This window comes from Maribacter sp. HS (assembly GCF_048059195.1).
In the GTDB taxonomy this organism is placed as follows: Bacteria; Bacteroidota; Bacteroidia; order Flavobacteriales; family Flavobacteriaceae; genus Maribacter; species Maribacter dokdonensis.
In genome coordinates this window covers 527,259-541,123 of record NZ_JAYLVV010000003.1, presented here as the reverse complement: position 1 = coordinate 541,123, position 13,865 = coordinate 527,259, and the positions used below count along the sequence as shown (strand labels likewise).

Below are 13,865 nucleotides of genomic sequence, written 5' to 3'. Positions count from 1 at the left end.
TAGCGGATGTTTATTTAACCGGAGAAATGGTCATACCGTCTTTAATTTTTGTAACACCTTCAAGAACAATTTGTGTTCCTGGTTCCAATCCGTTTTTAATGATAAAACCATGCTGCGTATTTGCAATAATGTTCAACGGTTGTGTGGTTACTGTGTTATCATCCTTAAGAAGGTAAACTAGTTTTTTACCCTGTAAATCTATGGTAGCAGATTGTGGTATTTCAAATGCATCTTCATAAACTGTGGGTAATTTAATTTTACCGGTACTACCACTGCTTAGCATGTTGTTTTTATTGTCAAAATCCGCTCTAGCCGTAACACTGCCCGTTGAACTATTAATAATGTTATTGATCATTGCAATTTTTCCTTCTTCGGGATATTCTTCGCCGTTGATCATAATTAAAGATACTTTAGGAGCTTGGCTAAGGTCCATTTGGTTCTTCTCATTTTTAGGCATAGACTCCTTAAGCTTCAAAAGCTCTTTTTCATTTAAGGAAAAGTATGCACGTACCTCACTAATATCAGAAACTGTAGTCAAAGGCTGGGTCATATTAGAGCTGACCAATGCACCTACTTTAAATGGAATTTCACCAATATAACCGTCAACAGGACTGGTTATTCTAGAATAGCCAATATTTGAAGCTACACTTTCATAGTTGGCTTTTGCTTGAGCCAATTGGGCTTTTGCCGTTTCTAATTGAACTTCACTGATAATGTTCTTTTCAACAAGAGGCTTCAATTTATTTACTTCTACTTGTGCTACGTTAACAGAAGCCTTGGCAGCATTGGCATCTTGGTTTAAGGTTTGGGTTTCTAATTTAAAAAGTAATTGTCCTTTTTTTATCTTCTGCCCTTCTTCAACATAGACTTCTTGTACAAATCCCGATACTTTTGGCCATATTTCAACATTTTGCTTTCCTTCTAAGGTGGTTGAAAATTCGTTGTAAACGGTTATTGTTTCGGGGCTGAGAGACGCTACTTTTAAACTAGGTGGCGGTGGTGCCGTAGCACTTTGTGCCGGTTGCTCAGATGAACCAAAGCAAGAGCTCAATAGTAAAACTGAACTTAATATTCCTATAATCGATAATTTTTTCATGATAGATAGTTGTTGTTTGTATAATTGTTTTTGAGTGTTAAGGTTTTGTTAATTCTGTAAGTTCGGTAATAAACGAACTAATTAAATAAAAAAATTAGTCATCTAATTTTTTAAGATCATTAATGGTTTTTTTAAAAATCTTTCTAGTTTCTTCTAAACAGTTAAGGTAAATTTCTTTTTTTTCTTTGTTTTCCTCATATTTTGTAATGTTGTGCTCTTTGTTATATTCAGCGACTTTATCAATCATTTTGCATTCAGTTTCTAATTTTTTTAATGATTGTTTTAATTTGTTACTAAAGAATGCATCTTTTTCTGAAACTTTAAAATAACGTTTGCGATCACCAGATTTAGTAAAATAGTTAATAAAGCCTATTTGTTGTAAAAGGTTCAATGAAGTAGATATGGAGCTTTTACTAGCACCTCTTTTTTCAAGGCAATCATCAAACGTTAATCCATCTTCATCGGTTACCACAAGATTTGCAAATATTCTGGCAGCAAGTGGGGGTAGGTCATACTCTGTCTCAAAGTATACTCCTAACTCCTCAATTAACACTTGTTTGCTTTGTTCTTTGTTCATCATTCTTAATTTGAAAGCACAAAGGTATGATTAGTTCGGTAATAAAGAAACCAAAAGAACTTAAAAAGTGTTAAAATTAGGTTTTATACTGTATTTGGTAGAATATAATTTAAATAACTATCTGTTTCTTAGGATTTTAATAGTAGTATGCTACAGTATTTACCATTGTTATTTGACTACTTTAATTTTAAAATAATTTAGGTTCTCGTTATGTAAAACTTCGTAGTCAGTTGTATTATAAGTAGCGGTTTCTATATCGAAGTAAGGACCACAGCACTCAGATGTTTGATTTAATTCCACAAGATTATGGGTTAACGTATCAATTTCAGATTCTGAAAATATGATACTATAAATATTTTCTCCACTTTTATTTTCAACTATAAAATTTAGAAAATCGTTTGAATTAAAAGGTATTACATCTATTTCAGATTCATTATAGTTTATTGAAATTTCAGAAAGTGGGTATGTACCATTGGTAATTAAATTATTGCCACTGGCATCAACCAGTTCAATTGAAAACCACTGTTCAATGGCACAATCTACTAAAGAGCAATCAGTTCCTTCTTGAGAAACATTACAACTATAGTTTATAATAAGTAAAACAAAAAGAATTGCCGTTTTTAGGTTCATTTTTTATCCATAATACGCCAACTAACAGCGTTGGTTGCTTTAGAACCTATTATTTGGCCATTATTCCTTCTTTATCTATAAGCTGAATTTGGACTAAATTATTTTCTTTAACCGTATTTTTTTCAAACACAAAACGTTTTTCGTACAATTTATTATCGGCATAAAATGTGACAAAAAATTCATTGTTCAAACCTAGAACATCTTCTTGAACAACTTCGATTTTTCTAAAAGATTTTGGTTGCATATCACCAATACCATGTCTCATTGTTGAAGATTTACGATCTTTATCATATCCTTTTGAAACGACCATGGTCATCTCAATAGGAGTGGTGCGATCGTTAATGATATAGGCGTTCCAATCTTTATCCAAAAACTCTTTGTTCCATTCACGGATCATGGCAACATGCACATCTTTGGCAACCGGTATTTCAATATCTTTTTTCACGTAATGGTTTTACAGGGCGCTTTTAAATTGTTCTAAAAATCTAACATCGTTTTCACTTAATAAACGAATGTCGGTGATTTGATGTAAAAGCATAGCAATACGATCTATACCTACGCCAAAGGCGAAGCCAGAATATTCATTAGGGTCAATTTTACAGTTGGTCAATACATTTGGATCAACCATACCACAGCCACCAATTTCTAACCAACCTGTACCTTTAGTTATTCTATAGTCTGCCTCGGATTCTAACCCCCAATAAACATCTACTTCTGCACTAGGTTCAGTAAATGGAAAATATGAAGGTCTTAGTCTAATTTTAGATTTCCCAAAAAGTTCAGAGGTAAAGTATTGAAGTGTCTGTTTTAAATCGGCAAAAGAGACATCTTTATCTATATATAAGCCTTCAACTTGATGAAAGAAGCAGTGTGACCTAGCCGAAATGGCTTCGTTTCTATATACTCTTCCAGGAGAAATAGTTCGTATTGGCGGCTTATTATTTTCCATATAACGTACTTGAACCGATGAGGTATGGGTACGCAATAGTATATCTGGATCAGTTTGTACAAAGAATGTATCTTGCATATCTCTTGCCGGATGATATTCCGGTAAGTTCAATGCGGTGAAATTATGCCAATCATCTTCAATTTCAGGACCTTCTGAAACATTAAAACCTATTCTTGAGAAAATATCAATGATTCTATTCTTTACAATAGATATTGGATGGCGCGATCCTAGTTCAATAGGATTGCCTGGTCTAGTCAAATCACCATATAACTGCTCATCTGTTTTTGAATTCTCTAAAGCCTCTTTTAATTCCTCAACTTTTGCAGTTGCAGCTTGCTTAAGTTCGTTAATGGTTTGCCCAAATTCCTTTTTTTGTTCATTGGGTACATTTTTAAATTCAGCAAAAAAGTTATTAAGAATACCCTTTTTACCAAGGTATTTAATTCTAAATGTCTCAACAGCGTCAATATTATCTGCTGTGAATGAAGCTACTGTAGCAATTTCTTTCTTTATATTATCAATCATAAATGTTGATTAAAGCCGCAAATTTAAAACTTTTACAAGAGGTTTAATATGTTTTTGGCGGTTTATATGGGTTAAGTAGAGTTTATAGAATTAAAATGATACAAATACCTTTATATTAAAAATGTAGATAGAACATTCATTAATAAAAAAACCGATGTATGTACATCGGTTTTTTTAAATACTTTGTTAAAATGTATTTGCGGTTATGCATAAAATTCTACAGCTCCAGAAGCAATATCATACATAGCACCTACAATCTTAATTTCTCCGTTTTCTTCCATTTCTGCAAGTACCGGGCTTTGTTTTCTTATATTCTCTATGGTTAACTCCACGTTTTTAGCTGCTACTTTATCTACAAATTCTAAATTTTTTGAATTTCTAAGGCTTTCATCCGCTGGTTCAGTTACGGCATCTACGGCTGGTTCTATTTTATTGATCAATGCCGTTAGGTTTCCTAGCCTTGCGTGATCACAAGCTCCTTTGATGGCGCCACAACTGGTATGTCCTAGAACAACAATTAACTTGGTTCCGGCTAATTTGCAACCAAATTCCATGCTGCCAAGAATATCTTCGTTTACAAAATTACCTGCAATTCTAACACTGAATATATCGCCAAGTCCTTGGTCGAAAACCAGTTCTGCAGAAACTCTTGAGTCAATACAACTTAATATGGTTGCAAATGGAAATTGTCCTTCACTGGTATCATTTACCTGCTCTAACAGATTTCTGTTTGCTTTAAGGTTGTTTTGAAATCTTTCATTGCCTTCCTTTAAAAAAGTTAATGACTTGTCAGGAGTCATTGTAGCCTGTGTTTCTTTAGTATGTGCTTTCATAATGTTTTTAATATTTTAATTTGTCCAGTAATTTCTTCCCAATACTACTGCTATTACAACTTTATAAACTTAAGCGTTTATAAAGTTTGGGTAAGAAATATGGACATTACTTTTTATTGTGTGTTAAAGGTACTGTTTAACTTAAGCTTAAATTAGATTTTGGTTTTTGCTTAAAAAACTCAATATAGCTAGGAGGGTTTTCAACCACACCTCTTTTGGAAATTAATTTAATATCAATATTTCTCTCCTTTGCCTTTAGGCTAAAATCCTCTAAAATTTCAATGATATCATAATCTAAATATCTAGTTTTCATAACATCCAGTTCTAGGTAGGTGCCTTCTGGTAAACTGTCAAGTTCTTTTAAAATAGCTCCTTTGTTAATAAAAGTCACTTCTTCTGCTAAAGTCATTTTTATTTTGTTTTTACCATCACTATTATCTTCAATATGCAAAAAATGAGAGTTTTGGTAATTCTTTAATAGAATAACTATAATACCAACAGCAAGGCCTAAACTAATACCTATCAGTAAATCCGTAAATACGATACCTAATACGGTTACAAAAAATGGAATAGATTGTTTCCAGCCAAGTTTGTACATTTTCATGAATAACGATGGTTTTGCTAGTTTAAAACCTACAATAAATAAAATTGCAGCTAAAACCGATAGCGGAATCATATTCAACAAAGTTGGTATTAAAATCACCGAAATCAACAACAAGAATCCATGTATGATAGCCGATAATTTGGTTCTACCACCAGATTGAATGTTCGCGGAACTACGAACAATTACTTGTGTTATAGGCAAACCACCGATCAATCCAGATATGATGTTACCGGTACCTTGTGCTAATAATTCTCTGTTTGTTGGAGTAACATTTTTATGTGGATCTAACTTATCCGTAGCCTCAACACACAGCAATGTTTCTAAACTTGCTACTAAGGCAATGGTAAATCCTGTTACCCATACCTGAGGATTGGTTATGGCACTAAAGTTTGGAAAGCTGAACTGACCAATAAATGATGCTGCATCTTCAGGAACTGGAACACTCACCAAATGATCTTTAGAGATACCAAGTACTTCACTATCTTGGGTGATGATATAAAATATAATACCAACGGCAACCGCTACCAAAGGACCTTGTACCAATTGGAAGATTTTTCCTTTTTTAGACAGCACCTTATCCCATAGTAACAAAATAGATAGTCCTATAATTGCAATAAGGGTTGCACCCGGACTTATATTGTTGACAGTATTTAGAATTTCTGAAAAGGTGTTCTCACCATCAACTTGAAAAAATGCCCAATCACCTTCTGGGTCTGGGTCATAGCCAAAAAAGTGAGGAATCTGTTTTAATATAATAATGATACCTATACCTGTAAGCATGCCTTTAATTACAGAAGATGGAAAATAATAACCAATGACACCTGCTTTTAAAACACCAAAAATTATTTGGATAATTCCACCTAAAACCACGGCAACCAAGAAATTTTGATAACCGCCCAGAGTACCAATGGCAGTAAGTACTATTGCCGCCAATCCGGCAGCGGGACCACTAACACCAATTTTAGAGCCACTAAGTCCGCCGACTACGACACCTCCAATTATACCGGCAATTAAACCTGAAAACAAGGGAGCTCCACTAGCTAATGCAATACCTAAACATAAAGGTAGCGCAACGAAAAATACAACGATACTCGCGGGAATATCACTTTTAATATGTTTGAACATGAAATACAAAATTTTGCCCTAAACTAAGGGCAGATTAGTTAAAATATTGAAAACGTTACAATTAACTAATATAATCGGGCGGGGGAGAAAAGACTTCTAAATATAAATCTAGATATCCTATTTTATTATTGTTTCCAATTACGGAATTTTCATAAATTGAAATGAATGAAAAATCAATAAAATTTTCATTTACAAATTTTTCTTCCCCTAAGGATTTTTTACCGGATTCTTGCTCTTCTTCGTTTAAATTGGTAATAATAATAGGGTTTTCAACATCGCACAGGGTAATAATGCTTGGTGCAGTAATTGCAAAAAGCCAAAATATTAAAAGAGTTAAACGTGCGATTAATTGCATATACTAAAATAAGAAAGGTAAAGATAGTACCCAAACGGGTATAAACTGTTAACAAGGTACTAAAAATCCTTTAACAATCTTATATCATCTTGCGGTAACCAACCCGTTTTACCGTCCGTTAGTTTAATTTTTTTCCAGTCTTCCAATTGGTCTAGAACATTCACCTTTGTACCGGCATGTATTACAAAAACTTCAGCGCTGGTGGTATTGGGTTCCGCTTTAACGGGACTCTCTTCTGCAAAAACAATTGCTGGTTGGTCTTTGTCAAAATCAGCTCTTTGCACGTAAGCAAACAATACCGAAATTATACAGAAAAACAGTGCGAGTAAACTACCAATAAACGTAAATCTTTTTCTAGTTGAATAGTTGGAATAATAGAATAAAATATAAAGTATTACAAAAAGGATCATGAAGGTTACTCCCAAATATGCCCATTGGTCAAAGGTTAGTTTACCGGTAACGTTCTTATAAAGTCTTGCCAAACCAGTCTCGGGCATGGTATCAATAGCGTCTATGGTCATATTTTGAGCATAGCTAAGATTGGTTTTTATTTCTTGATCATTTGGCGATAGTAACAAAGCTTTTTCATAGAAATAGATACTTTCTGCAATCTTATTTTGTTTGTAATAAGCATTGCCCAAATTATAATACAGGGCAGATGAATGCTTACCATTATCCAGAATATTGTTATAAAAACTTACCGCTTTCCCATAATCTCCCGCATTATATGCATCGGTAGCCTGCTCAAACAATTGATCGTTCTGAGCGGTACACAGTAGAACCATAAATAGGCCAATAAGAGTAACTAGCTTTTTGAACATGTTTATAATTGTTTATCCATTATAGAAATTACTTCGCTCGCTTTATCATAATCTGCCTGCATCTGTACATTTGAAAAAGGACTGTACCTGGCAGCTTCGCAGTTTTTAAGTAATGCTATAAAACTATCAACAGTGGTAGGGTCTATATTTTTTTCAGTGAGTAATTCGGTAATTTTATCTTTACTGAACTCTGAGGTCTCAATTTTTAACTTGGCTTTCAGGTAATTATGAAGAGCTCTTTCTAAGGCAATATAAAAGGAGTCTTTGTTGCCCAATTCTTTTCTGGCCGCAGATAAATATTTACGTGCCAATTTGTTTGCCTTTCTTATTTTATTACCTACAATATCGCCAGCCATTGCATCTCTCTTCTTTCTAAATACTATTGCAATAGGGATTAATAATAATGGGCATAACAACCAAAGGTAAAATGAGGTGGAACCAAAGAAATATGAATAACCTTTTCCGGTTAAATCAGGATTCAACTTAATAAAATTGAATTGATTTCCACTGGCGACAACCGATTGTTTTTGATTATTGGTAGAAGCGGAAGCATTGGAAGATGCGCTTAGAGGTCCTTCTAAAACATTGATTACTATTTCATCTGAGGTAAGTGTGGCATATTTACCTGTTGATGGATTAAAATAGCTAAAGTTTAAAGATGGAATTGGGTATTTTCCTCTAAATGATGGTACAATGGTATATTGGTTGCTTACCTTACCCTGCATGCCGGCCAATGTAGTTCTGACCCCTTCCGTAAATTCTGGCTCATAAACTTCTAAAGCACTTGGAAGTTCAAGTTCAGGAAGCTTAAACAGTTTAAGATTTCCTTTTCCACTAACTTCTACGGTAGCTTGCAAAGATTCAGAGGCATTTAAACTTGTTTTGCTAGTAGTTACGGCAAAATCAAAATCGCCAACGGCGCCGTTAAAATTGGCGGGCTGATTATCTAATGGTAAAGGTTTCACATTAATAGTTCTATTACCGGCAGATACAGTTTTATTTGTTTGAGCGTACATACGCTGACCAAAGAAATCTCTTCTTCCTGTGGGTACGTCTACGGTAACATCTAGGGATAAGGGTTCTATATCTAGTTTACCGGATTTTTGGGGATATAATACTACACGTTTTAATATGACATAGCGATAAGGTTTTCCCTTATATGTACCATTTTGGGCACTTAGGGCATTCACTTTAATGTCTTGGCTCCAAAAATTATTGTAAGTAGGATTGTCCAACGGTTGATAGTTGGATACACTAATGTTAGGACTAACATACAACTTGTAAATAACCGTAATAGCTTCGTTTAAATATGGGTTGGATTTAGAGACTTCTGCAACTAAATGTAAATTTTCATCGGCTATATCATCAGCGGTCATTTGATCGCTTGGTTTGTCTACCGCGGCAGTAACTTCAACATCTTGCGCTAGTGATTTATAGGTCTCGCCACCAATAACAATAGTAGCCTGTTTTATGGTAAACTTACCCCTGGCGGTAGGTGCCAAGGTGTATGAATATGATTTGGAATAACTTCTAACCCCGTTGATCCAAGATGAACTTATAGATTGCGACGGACCCATAATGACTTTGAAACCAGTAAAGTCAGGAGGGCTAAAATTATCACCATCACGGTTCATGACAAAGTCTACCCTTAACCTTTCATTGATGCCAAGCTTTGGTTTGCTCAACTTCATTTCAAAAGTAACGTCATTATTGCCTTGGGCCATCATCAAAACAGATGATAGAAAAACGGTTAATACTAACCCTAGTTTAGTTATGGACTTAAAGTCTACCAATCCTTTTCGTTTTTAATTTTAGCACCTTTTACTTTCTTGGCATCAATTTTATCTTGAACCTTTTTCTCGGCATTTTGCATTGCCCTTAATAAGTTCTCAACTTGTTGCTTGGAAAGTTGGTTAGGTCTGGGTTGTTGTTGGTTCTGTTCATTTTCTCCATCACCTTGTTCAGGCTTTTTTTGTTGATCAGATTTATTGTCCCCGTCACCTTCACTATTATCATCTTTTTTCTCTTCATCTTGATCCCCTTCATCACCCTTGTCACCGTCTTCACCTTGATCTTTCTTATCCTCGTTTTCTCCTTCGTCCTTTTTGTCTTGATCTTTATTCTCATCTTGATTCTCTTTGTCCTTGTCCTTATCGTCTTGGTTCTGTTTATTTTCGTCTTGATCTTTTTTAAGAAGCTCTTTTGCCAAAGCTAGGTTATAACGGGTTTCCTCATCGGTTGGATCGTTACGCAATGCTTCCTTATATGCCTCAACAGCCTTGGCGTAATCTTTACGTTTCATGAAAACATTGCCCATATTATGGTAGGCTTTGTGTTTGTCAGCTTTGGAGGTAGAGGTCTCACCAGCTTCCTTAAACCTGCTAAATGCTTCATTATACGTTTCATTATTATAATAAGCATTACCTAAATTATAGGGTGCGGCGCTATTATCCGGGCTTTTGGAAATCGCTTTCCTGTAATCTACTTCGGCGGCTATAAAATTGTCTTCTGATAAAGCCTTGTTACCATCCCAAGTTAAATTGGTAGATAACCTTAAAGCTTTTTCTTTTTCCTTCTCGTCTACCTCTTGAGCAAAAGATGAAAAGCAAACAAGAAGTAATACTAAAATTGTGCTTGTGTTATTCATTTCTTTTCTCATTGAACAAATTGAGTTTCTTTAACCAGCTTGTCTTGCGGTCCAAGATAAAAATATCTAAAAAGAGAAGCAATAGTGCCCCGCCAATAAACCATTGAAACTGATCTTTATATTCTGCGAATTGTTTGGCTTCAAATTCTTTTTTATCCATTTTCAACAATTCTTCTTTTATGAACTCTACGGCAGCATCAGTGTTAGACCCGTCAATATATTGTCCGTCACCTTCACTTGCTATATCTACTAGAACACTCTCGTTTAATTTTGTAATTACGGTTTCACCTTGGCTATCTTTCTTCAGGCTTTCTAGTATACCGTTTCTTTTAATAGGTATTGGAGCTCCCTTTTCTTTACCAACACCAATAGTATAAATAATGATACCTTCATCTGCAGCATCTTCAACAGCGTCTATAGTTGATCCTTCTGAGTGATCTTCACCATCAGAAATTATAAATAGAACCCGGTTGGTTTGTTCGGCATCATCGTAGTACGTAGTGGCCAATTCAATAGCTTGGTCAATTGCCGTACCTTGTGATGTTAGCATATCTGTATTCATACTCTGCAAAAACATCTTTGCAGCACCATAATCAGTGGTAATAGGTAATTGCGGGTAGGCTTGACCAGCATAGGCAATTATACCTATTCTATCGCTTGCCAGTTGGTTGATAATTTCGGAGACCAAACGTTTTGCCTTCTCCAAACGATTGGGGGCAATGTCTTCTGCCAGCATACTTTTACTGACATCAACAGCAAAAACAATATCTACACCTTCACGTTTAACGGTTTCTAGTTTTGTGCCAATTTTAGGGTTGACCAAACCAATGATCAATAAAGCCAAGGCCAATATAAATACCACAAGTTTAATACCGCCTTTATTGTATGAACGGTTAGGCGTTAGCCTTTTTAATAGATCGGTATTGGCAAATTTTTTCTGTGTTCTCTTTTTCCAAACCAGTAACAAAAGGAACAGTACCACTATCACCGGAATGATAATAAGCAAATAGAAATATATTTTTTCGTCGTACTGTATCATATTATACAAAGCTTCTAAATACCGTGTTTCTTAATATCCATTCTAATAAAAGCAACCCTAGTGCCAAAAGTGCCCAAAATCTAAATTTCTCTTCGTAACGATAATATTTAAATTCTTCTACTTCGGTTTTTTCTAACTTATTGATCTCATCGTAGATTTCTTCCAATGACTCATTGTCCGTAGCTCTAAAATATCTACCGCCCGTAGCAATTGCAATGTCTTTTAGAAGATTTTCATCGATTTCTACCTGTCTCATGCCATATCTAAAAGAACCATCTGGATTGTATTGTATGGGAGTTAAAGCATTTCCGTTAGTTCCTATAGCGATGGTATACGTTTTAATGCCAAATTCAATAGCTAGGTCTGCAGCCGTCTGCGGCTCTATAAAACCAGAATTGTTTACACCATCGGTCAATAAAATGATAATTTTACTTTTTGCCGTACTCTCTTTAAGTCGGTTTACAGAGGTTGCCAGCCCCATACCAATGGCAGTACCGTCGTCCAATTGTCCATAAGTAATTTCAGACAGCGCATTGAGCACTATAGATTTGTCTGTGGTAATAGGTGTTTTTGTGTAACCTTCACCGGCATATACAACAAGACCTATACGATCGTTTGGTCTCTCTTTTATAAAATCTGCGGCAACTTTCTTTAATGCCGATAATCTATTGGGTTTTAGATCGCGTGCCAACATACTTGAAGACACGTCTATGGCCATAACAATATCAATACCCTTTGTAGTTTTTGTTCTGGTAGAAATATCCTCGGTCTGTGGTCTTGCCAGCGCAACTATAATGGCGCCCAAAGCCAGTAATCTTAATAAGAAAAGTACTGGTTTAAGTTTTGGTAAAATACTGTTATGGCTAAATCCTTTGGCACTAGAAATTCGTAGTGATGCAGTTTGCTCTTTTTGTTTAAAGATATACCACACAATTGCCAATGGCAGTAATAGGAACAGCCAAAAGAAATCAGGATTTGCAAATGATATATTATCGAACATTTATGCTTCTGTTTTTACTTCTACCGATGTTAAAATACGGTCTACTATTTCTTGTGCGTATGTGTCTTCTTCTAACCAGGTGAGTATTACATATTGTTGAAAGCCTTTTCCGCCAAAAAGTAATACTGCATATTCGCCATCAATTAATTCTTCCGATCCGGGCATAGGAAACTTGCCACTACCAAAAACCTTAACACCTTTTACCCCGCTAATAGTGCTAAATTCCTCTTGTTTGGTAATGATGTTCTTAGCTCCCTGACTTTCAAAATTTGATAGTATTTGTTCAATGGTCTTATCAAATTCTGGTTCTATATCTTGTTGTGCTAAAGTGATGCTGGTTGTACCAATGTTAAAAAGTGCAATTGGACTTCTATATTCAAAAGCTTGGATATCCGCTATGGCAGCTTTTGCTTCTGCCGGTAATTTTATCTTTTGGCGTACCAGTACTTGTGGGGTTTCTAATTGTATTGGCGGAAAACCATAGCTACTTTGTACCCATTCACCTTCTAAAAGCTCTTTTGTTGGGTGGCCCAGAACAGTGTCTTTTAAATAACCGAAACCAAATTTAACACCGGCAATGGTAATACCTATCAATATTACGGCTACTGCGGATATTACTGCAATTTGTATTTTTTTCTTTTTTGCCTTTCGCTCTAATTCTTCTTGGTATTCAGCTTGCTCCAGCAATTCTTCTTCTGTAGGTTCAGGTAAAGCCTCGTGTGTTTTTTCTACTATTTGCTCAACCAGTTTTCGATCTTGTTCAGCAACAGTTGTAGAAGGTTTGTTCTTTGCGAATTTTACTAAATCTGCCGTTTGTAAAATTTGTTGAAACTGTTTTATAGTATCATCATCTAGTTTTAATTCGCCAGCATCCTTTAGTAGTTCTAACTTTTCGATCAGTTGACCGGTGGTACTCTCTAAAGCAGTTACGTGGGCATCTTCTTCTAAGTATGAACGTACAATGGTGGTTAATTCAGAATAATATTGCTTGTATTCATCTTGAATTAAATACTTGGAGTTTTCTAACTTTTTAAGTTCAAGTAATGCCCTGTCGTATGGTGGTAACAGTGCTACTTTTTCTTCTTCGGTCAATGGTTTTTTGCGTAAGACGAACCAGTAGAAAAGTCCTCCTAAAATCAAAAGGATCAAAAGACCGATAAGTAGGTATTTCCAAAAGGTATAATTACTTTTTTCTACATTGATTATTGGTTTTATGTCATACATTTTCTGATTCAGGGTATCTACAGGAACCGTAGCTACATTGATCAAAGAAGAATCGGTCATAAAACCGGTGCCGTTGATGTCAATACGTTGAGATGGTAATTTATAGGCGCCGGAATCAAATTGGGTTAATGCGTATATTTTTTGGAGCGTAAGCCGATCCTTATTTCTAGTGGTATCCGTAGCAAAGGCTTCAACGGTTTCCAATGGCGAAAATGTTTGCCCTTCAGGAAAAATTACAAAGTCTGTAGAATCTATATCTACGGTAACCTTCCATTGAACCTGTTCACCTATTTTTATAAAAGTTGTATCTATCTCAGTGGATATTCGTGGACTTTCTTGAGCGCTCATTTTAGAGCCGCATAATAGAAATACGAATACGGGTAATACACGTAAAAAGTACGATACACCTATTTTATTTGTTCTATTAGTATAACTCATTC

At 35.2% G+C, this 13,865-nt stretch carries 14 protein-coding genes; all 14 read right to left on the bottom strand.

Features of this window, described 5'->3' with window-relative positions; translation table 11 throughout:
* Positions 1–10: 10 nt before the first annotated feature.
* The 14 genes from VBZ51_RS07490 to VBZ51_RS07425 all read right to left on the bottom strand — a co-directional run bounded on the left by VBZ51_RS07490 (position 11) and on the right by VBZ51_RS07425 (position 13,863).
* Positions 11–1,096 (bottom strand): efflux RND transporter periplasmic adaptor subunit, encoded by a 1,086-nt coding sequence (locus tag VBZ51_RS07490; protein WP_416576528.1) that lies wholly within the window; start codon positions 1,094–1,096, stop codon positions 11–13.
* A 94-nt stretch (positions 1,097–1,190) separates the two neighbouring features.
* Positions 1,191–1,673 (bottom strand): transcriptional regulator, encoded by a 483-nt coding sequence (locus tag VBZ51_RS07485; RefSeq protein ID WP_340156841.1) that lies wholly within the window; start codon positions 1,671–1,673, stop codon positions 1,191–1,193.
* Between the two features lie 168 nt (positions 1,674–1,841).
* Positions 1,842–2,303, bottom strand: a complete 462-nt coding sequence (locus VBZ51_RS07480; protein ID WP_416576527.1) for a hypothetical protein — start codon at positions 2,301–2,303, stop codon at positions 1,842–1,844.
* Between the two features lie 49 nt (positions 2,304–2,352).
* Positions 2,353–2,748, bottom strand: a complete 396-nt coding sequence (locus VBZ51_RS07475) for a hypothetical protein (protein WP_071340646.1) — start codon at positions 2,746–2,748, stop codon at positions 2,353–2,355.
* Positions 2,749–2,757: 9 nt separating this feature from the next.
* Entirely contained in the window at positions 2,758–3,777 is a 1,020-nt protein-coding gene (pheS, locus tag VBZ51_RS07470) for a phenylalanine--tRNA ligase subunit alpha (protein WP_348099557.1), read from the bottom strand.
* Between the two features lie 203 nt (positions 3,778–3,980).
* Complete coding sequence (locus VBZ51_RS07465; RefSeq protein WP_416576526.1) at positions 3,981–4,610, bottom strand: carbonic anhydrase family protein; 630 nt, start codon at positions 4,608–4,610, stop codon at positions 3,981–3,983.
* A gap of 136 nt (positions 4,611–4,746) precedes the next feature.
* Entirely contained in the window at positions 4,747–6,339 is a 1,593-nt protein-coding gene (locus tag VBZ51_RS07460; RefSeq protein WP_416576525.1) for a SulP family inorganic anion transporter, read from the bottom strand.
* A 61-nt stretch (positions 6,340–6,400) separates the two neighbouring features.
* Entirely contained in the window at positions 6,401–6,694 is a 294-nt protein-coding gene (locus VBZ51_RS07455; RefSeq protein ID WP_416576524.1) for a hypothetical protein, read from the bottom strand.
* A gap of 59 nt (positions 6,695–6,753) precedes the next feature.
* The gene (locus VBZ51_RS07450) at positions 6,754–7,515 is read right to left on the bottom strand and encodes a tetratricopeptide repeat protein (protein WP_416576523.1); all 762 of its coding nucleotides are present in this window, start codon (positions 7,513–7,515) and stop codon (positions 6,754–6,756) included.
* 2 nt (positions 7,516–7,517) lie between these two features.
* Complete coding sequence (locus VBZ51_RS07445) at positions 7,518–9,242, bottom strand: BatD family protein (RefSeq protein WP_416576738.1); 1,725 nt, start codon at positions 9,240–9,242, stop codon at positions 7,518–7,520.
* A gap of 59 nt (positions 9,243–9,301) precedes the next feature.
* Entirely contained in the window at positions 9,302–10,174 is an 873-nt protein-coding gene (locus VBZ51_RS07440) for a tetratricopeptide repeat protein (protein WP_058104765.1), read from the bottom strand.
* Positions 10,155–11,201 (bottom strand): VWA domain-containing protein, encoded by a 1,047-nt coding sequence (locus VBZ51_RS07435; protein WP_058104766.1) that lies wholly within the window; start codon positions 11,199–11,201, stop codon positions 10,155–10,157. Before VBZ51_RS07435 ends, VBZ51_RS07440 begins: the two co-directional genes overlap by 20 nt.
* Position 11,202: 1 nt before the next feature.
* Complete coding sequence (locus VBZ51_RS07430; protein ID WP_416576522.1) at positions 11,203–12,201, bottom strand: vWA domain-containing protein; 999 nt, start codon at positions 12,199–12,201, stop codon at positions 11,203–11,205.
* A complete protein-coding gene (locus VBZ51_RS07425; RefSeq protein ID WP_416576521.1) occupies positions 12,202–13,863 on the bottom strand; it encodes a hypothetical protein in 1,662 nt (553 codons plus the stop codon).
* Between the last annotated feature and the right edge of the window lie 2 nt (positions 13,864–13,865).

Excerpts from the sequence above, each read along its gene's own strand:
- VBZ51_RS07490 (WP_416576528.1), bottom strand. The coding sequence starts at position 1,096 with ATGAAAAAATTATCGATTATAGGAATATTAAGTTCAGTTTTACTATTG.
- VBZ51_RS07485 (WP_340156841.1), bottom strand. The coding sequence starts at position 1,673 with ATGAACAAAGAACAAAGCAAACAAGTGTTAATTGAGGAGTTAGGAGTA.
- VBZ51_RS07480 (WP_416576527.1), bottom strand. The coding sequence starts at position 2,303 with ATGAACCTAAAAACGGCAATTCTTTTTGTTTTACTTATTATAAACTAT.
- pheS (WP_348099557.1), bottom strand. The coding sequence starts at position 3,777 with ATGATTGATAATATAAAGAAAGAAATTGCTACAGTAGCTTCATTCACA.
- VBZ51_RS07465 (WP_416576526.1), bottom strand. The coding sequence starts at position 4,610 with ATGAAAGCACATACTAAAGAAACACAGGCTACAATGACTCCTGACAAG.
- VBZ51_RS07460 (WP_416576525.1), bottom strand. The coding sequence starts at position 6,339 with ATGTTCAAACATATTAAAAGTGATATTCCCGCGAGTATCGTTGTATTT.
- VBZ51_RS07455 (WP_416576524.1), bottom strand. The coding sequence starts at position 6,694 with ATGCAATTAATCGCACGTTTAACTCTTTTAATATTTTGGCTTTTTGCA.
- VBZ51_RS07450 (WP_416576523.1), bottom strand. The coding sequence starts at position 7,515 with ATGTTCAAAAAGCTAGTTACTCTTATTGGCCTATTTATGGTTCTACTG.
- VBZ51_RS07445 (WP_416576738.1), bottom strand. The coding sequence starts at position 9,242 with ATGATGGCCCAAGGCAATAATGACGTTACTTTTGAAATGAAGTTGAGC.
- VBZ51_RS07440 (WP_058104765.1), bottom strand. The coding sequence starts at position 10,174 with ATGAGAAAAGAAATGAATAACACAAGCACAATTTTAGTATTACTTCTT.
- VBZ51_RS07435 (WP_058104766.1), bottom strand. The coding sequence starts at position 11,201 with ATGATACAGTACGACGAAAAAATATATTTCTATTTGCTTATTATCATT.
- VBZ51_RS07430 (WP_416576522.1), bottom strand. The coding sequence starts at position 12,201 with ATGTTCGATAATATATCATTTGCAAATCCTGATTTCTTTTGGCTGTTC.
- VBZ51_RS07425 (WP_416576521.1), bottom strand. The coding sequence starts at position 13,863 with ATGAGTTATACTAATAGAACAAATAAAATAGGTGTATCGTACTTTTTA.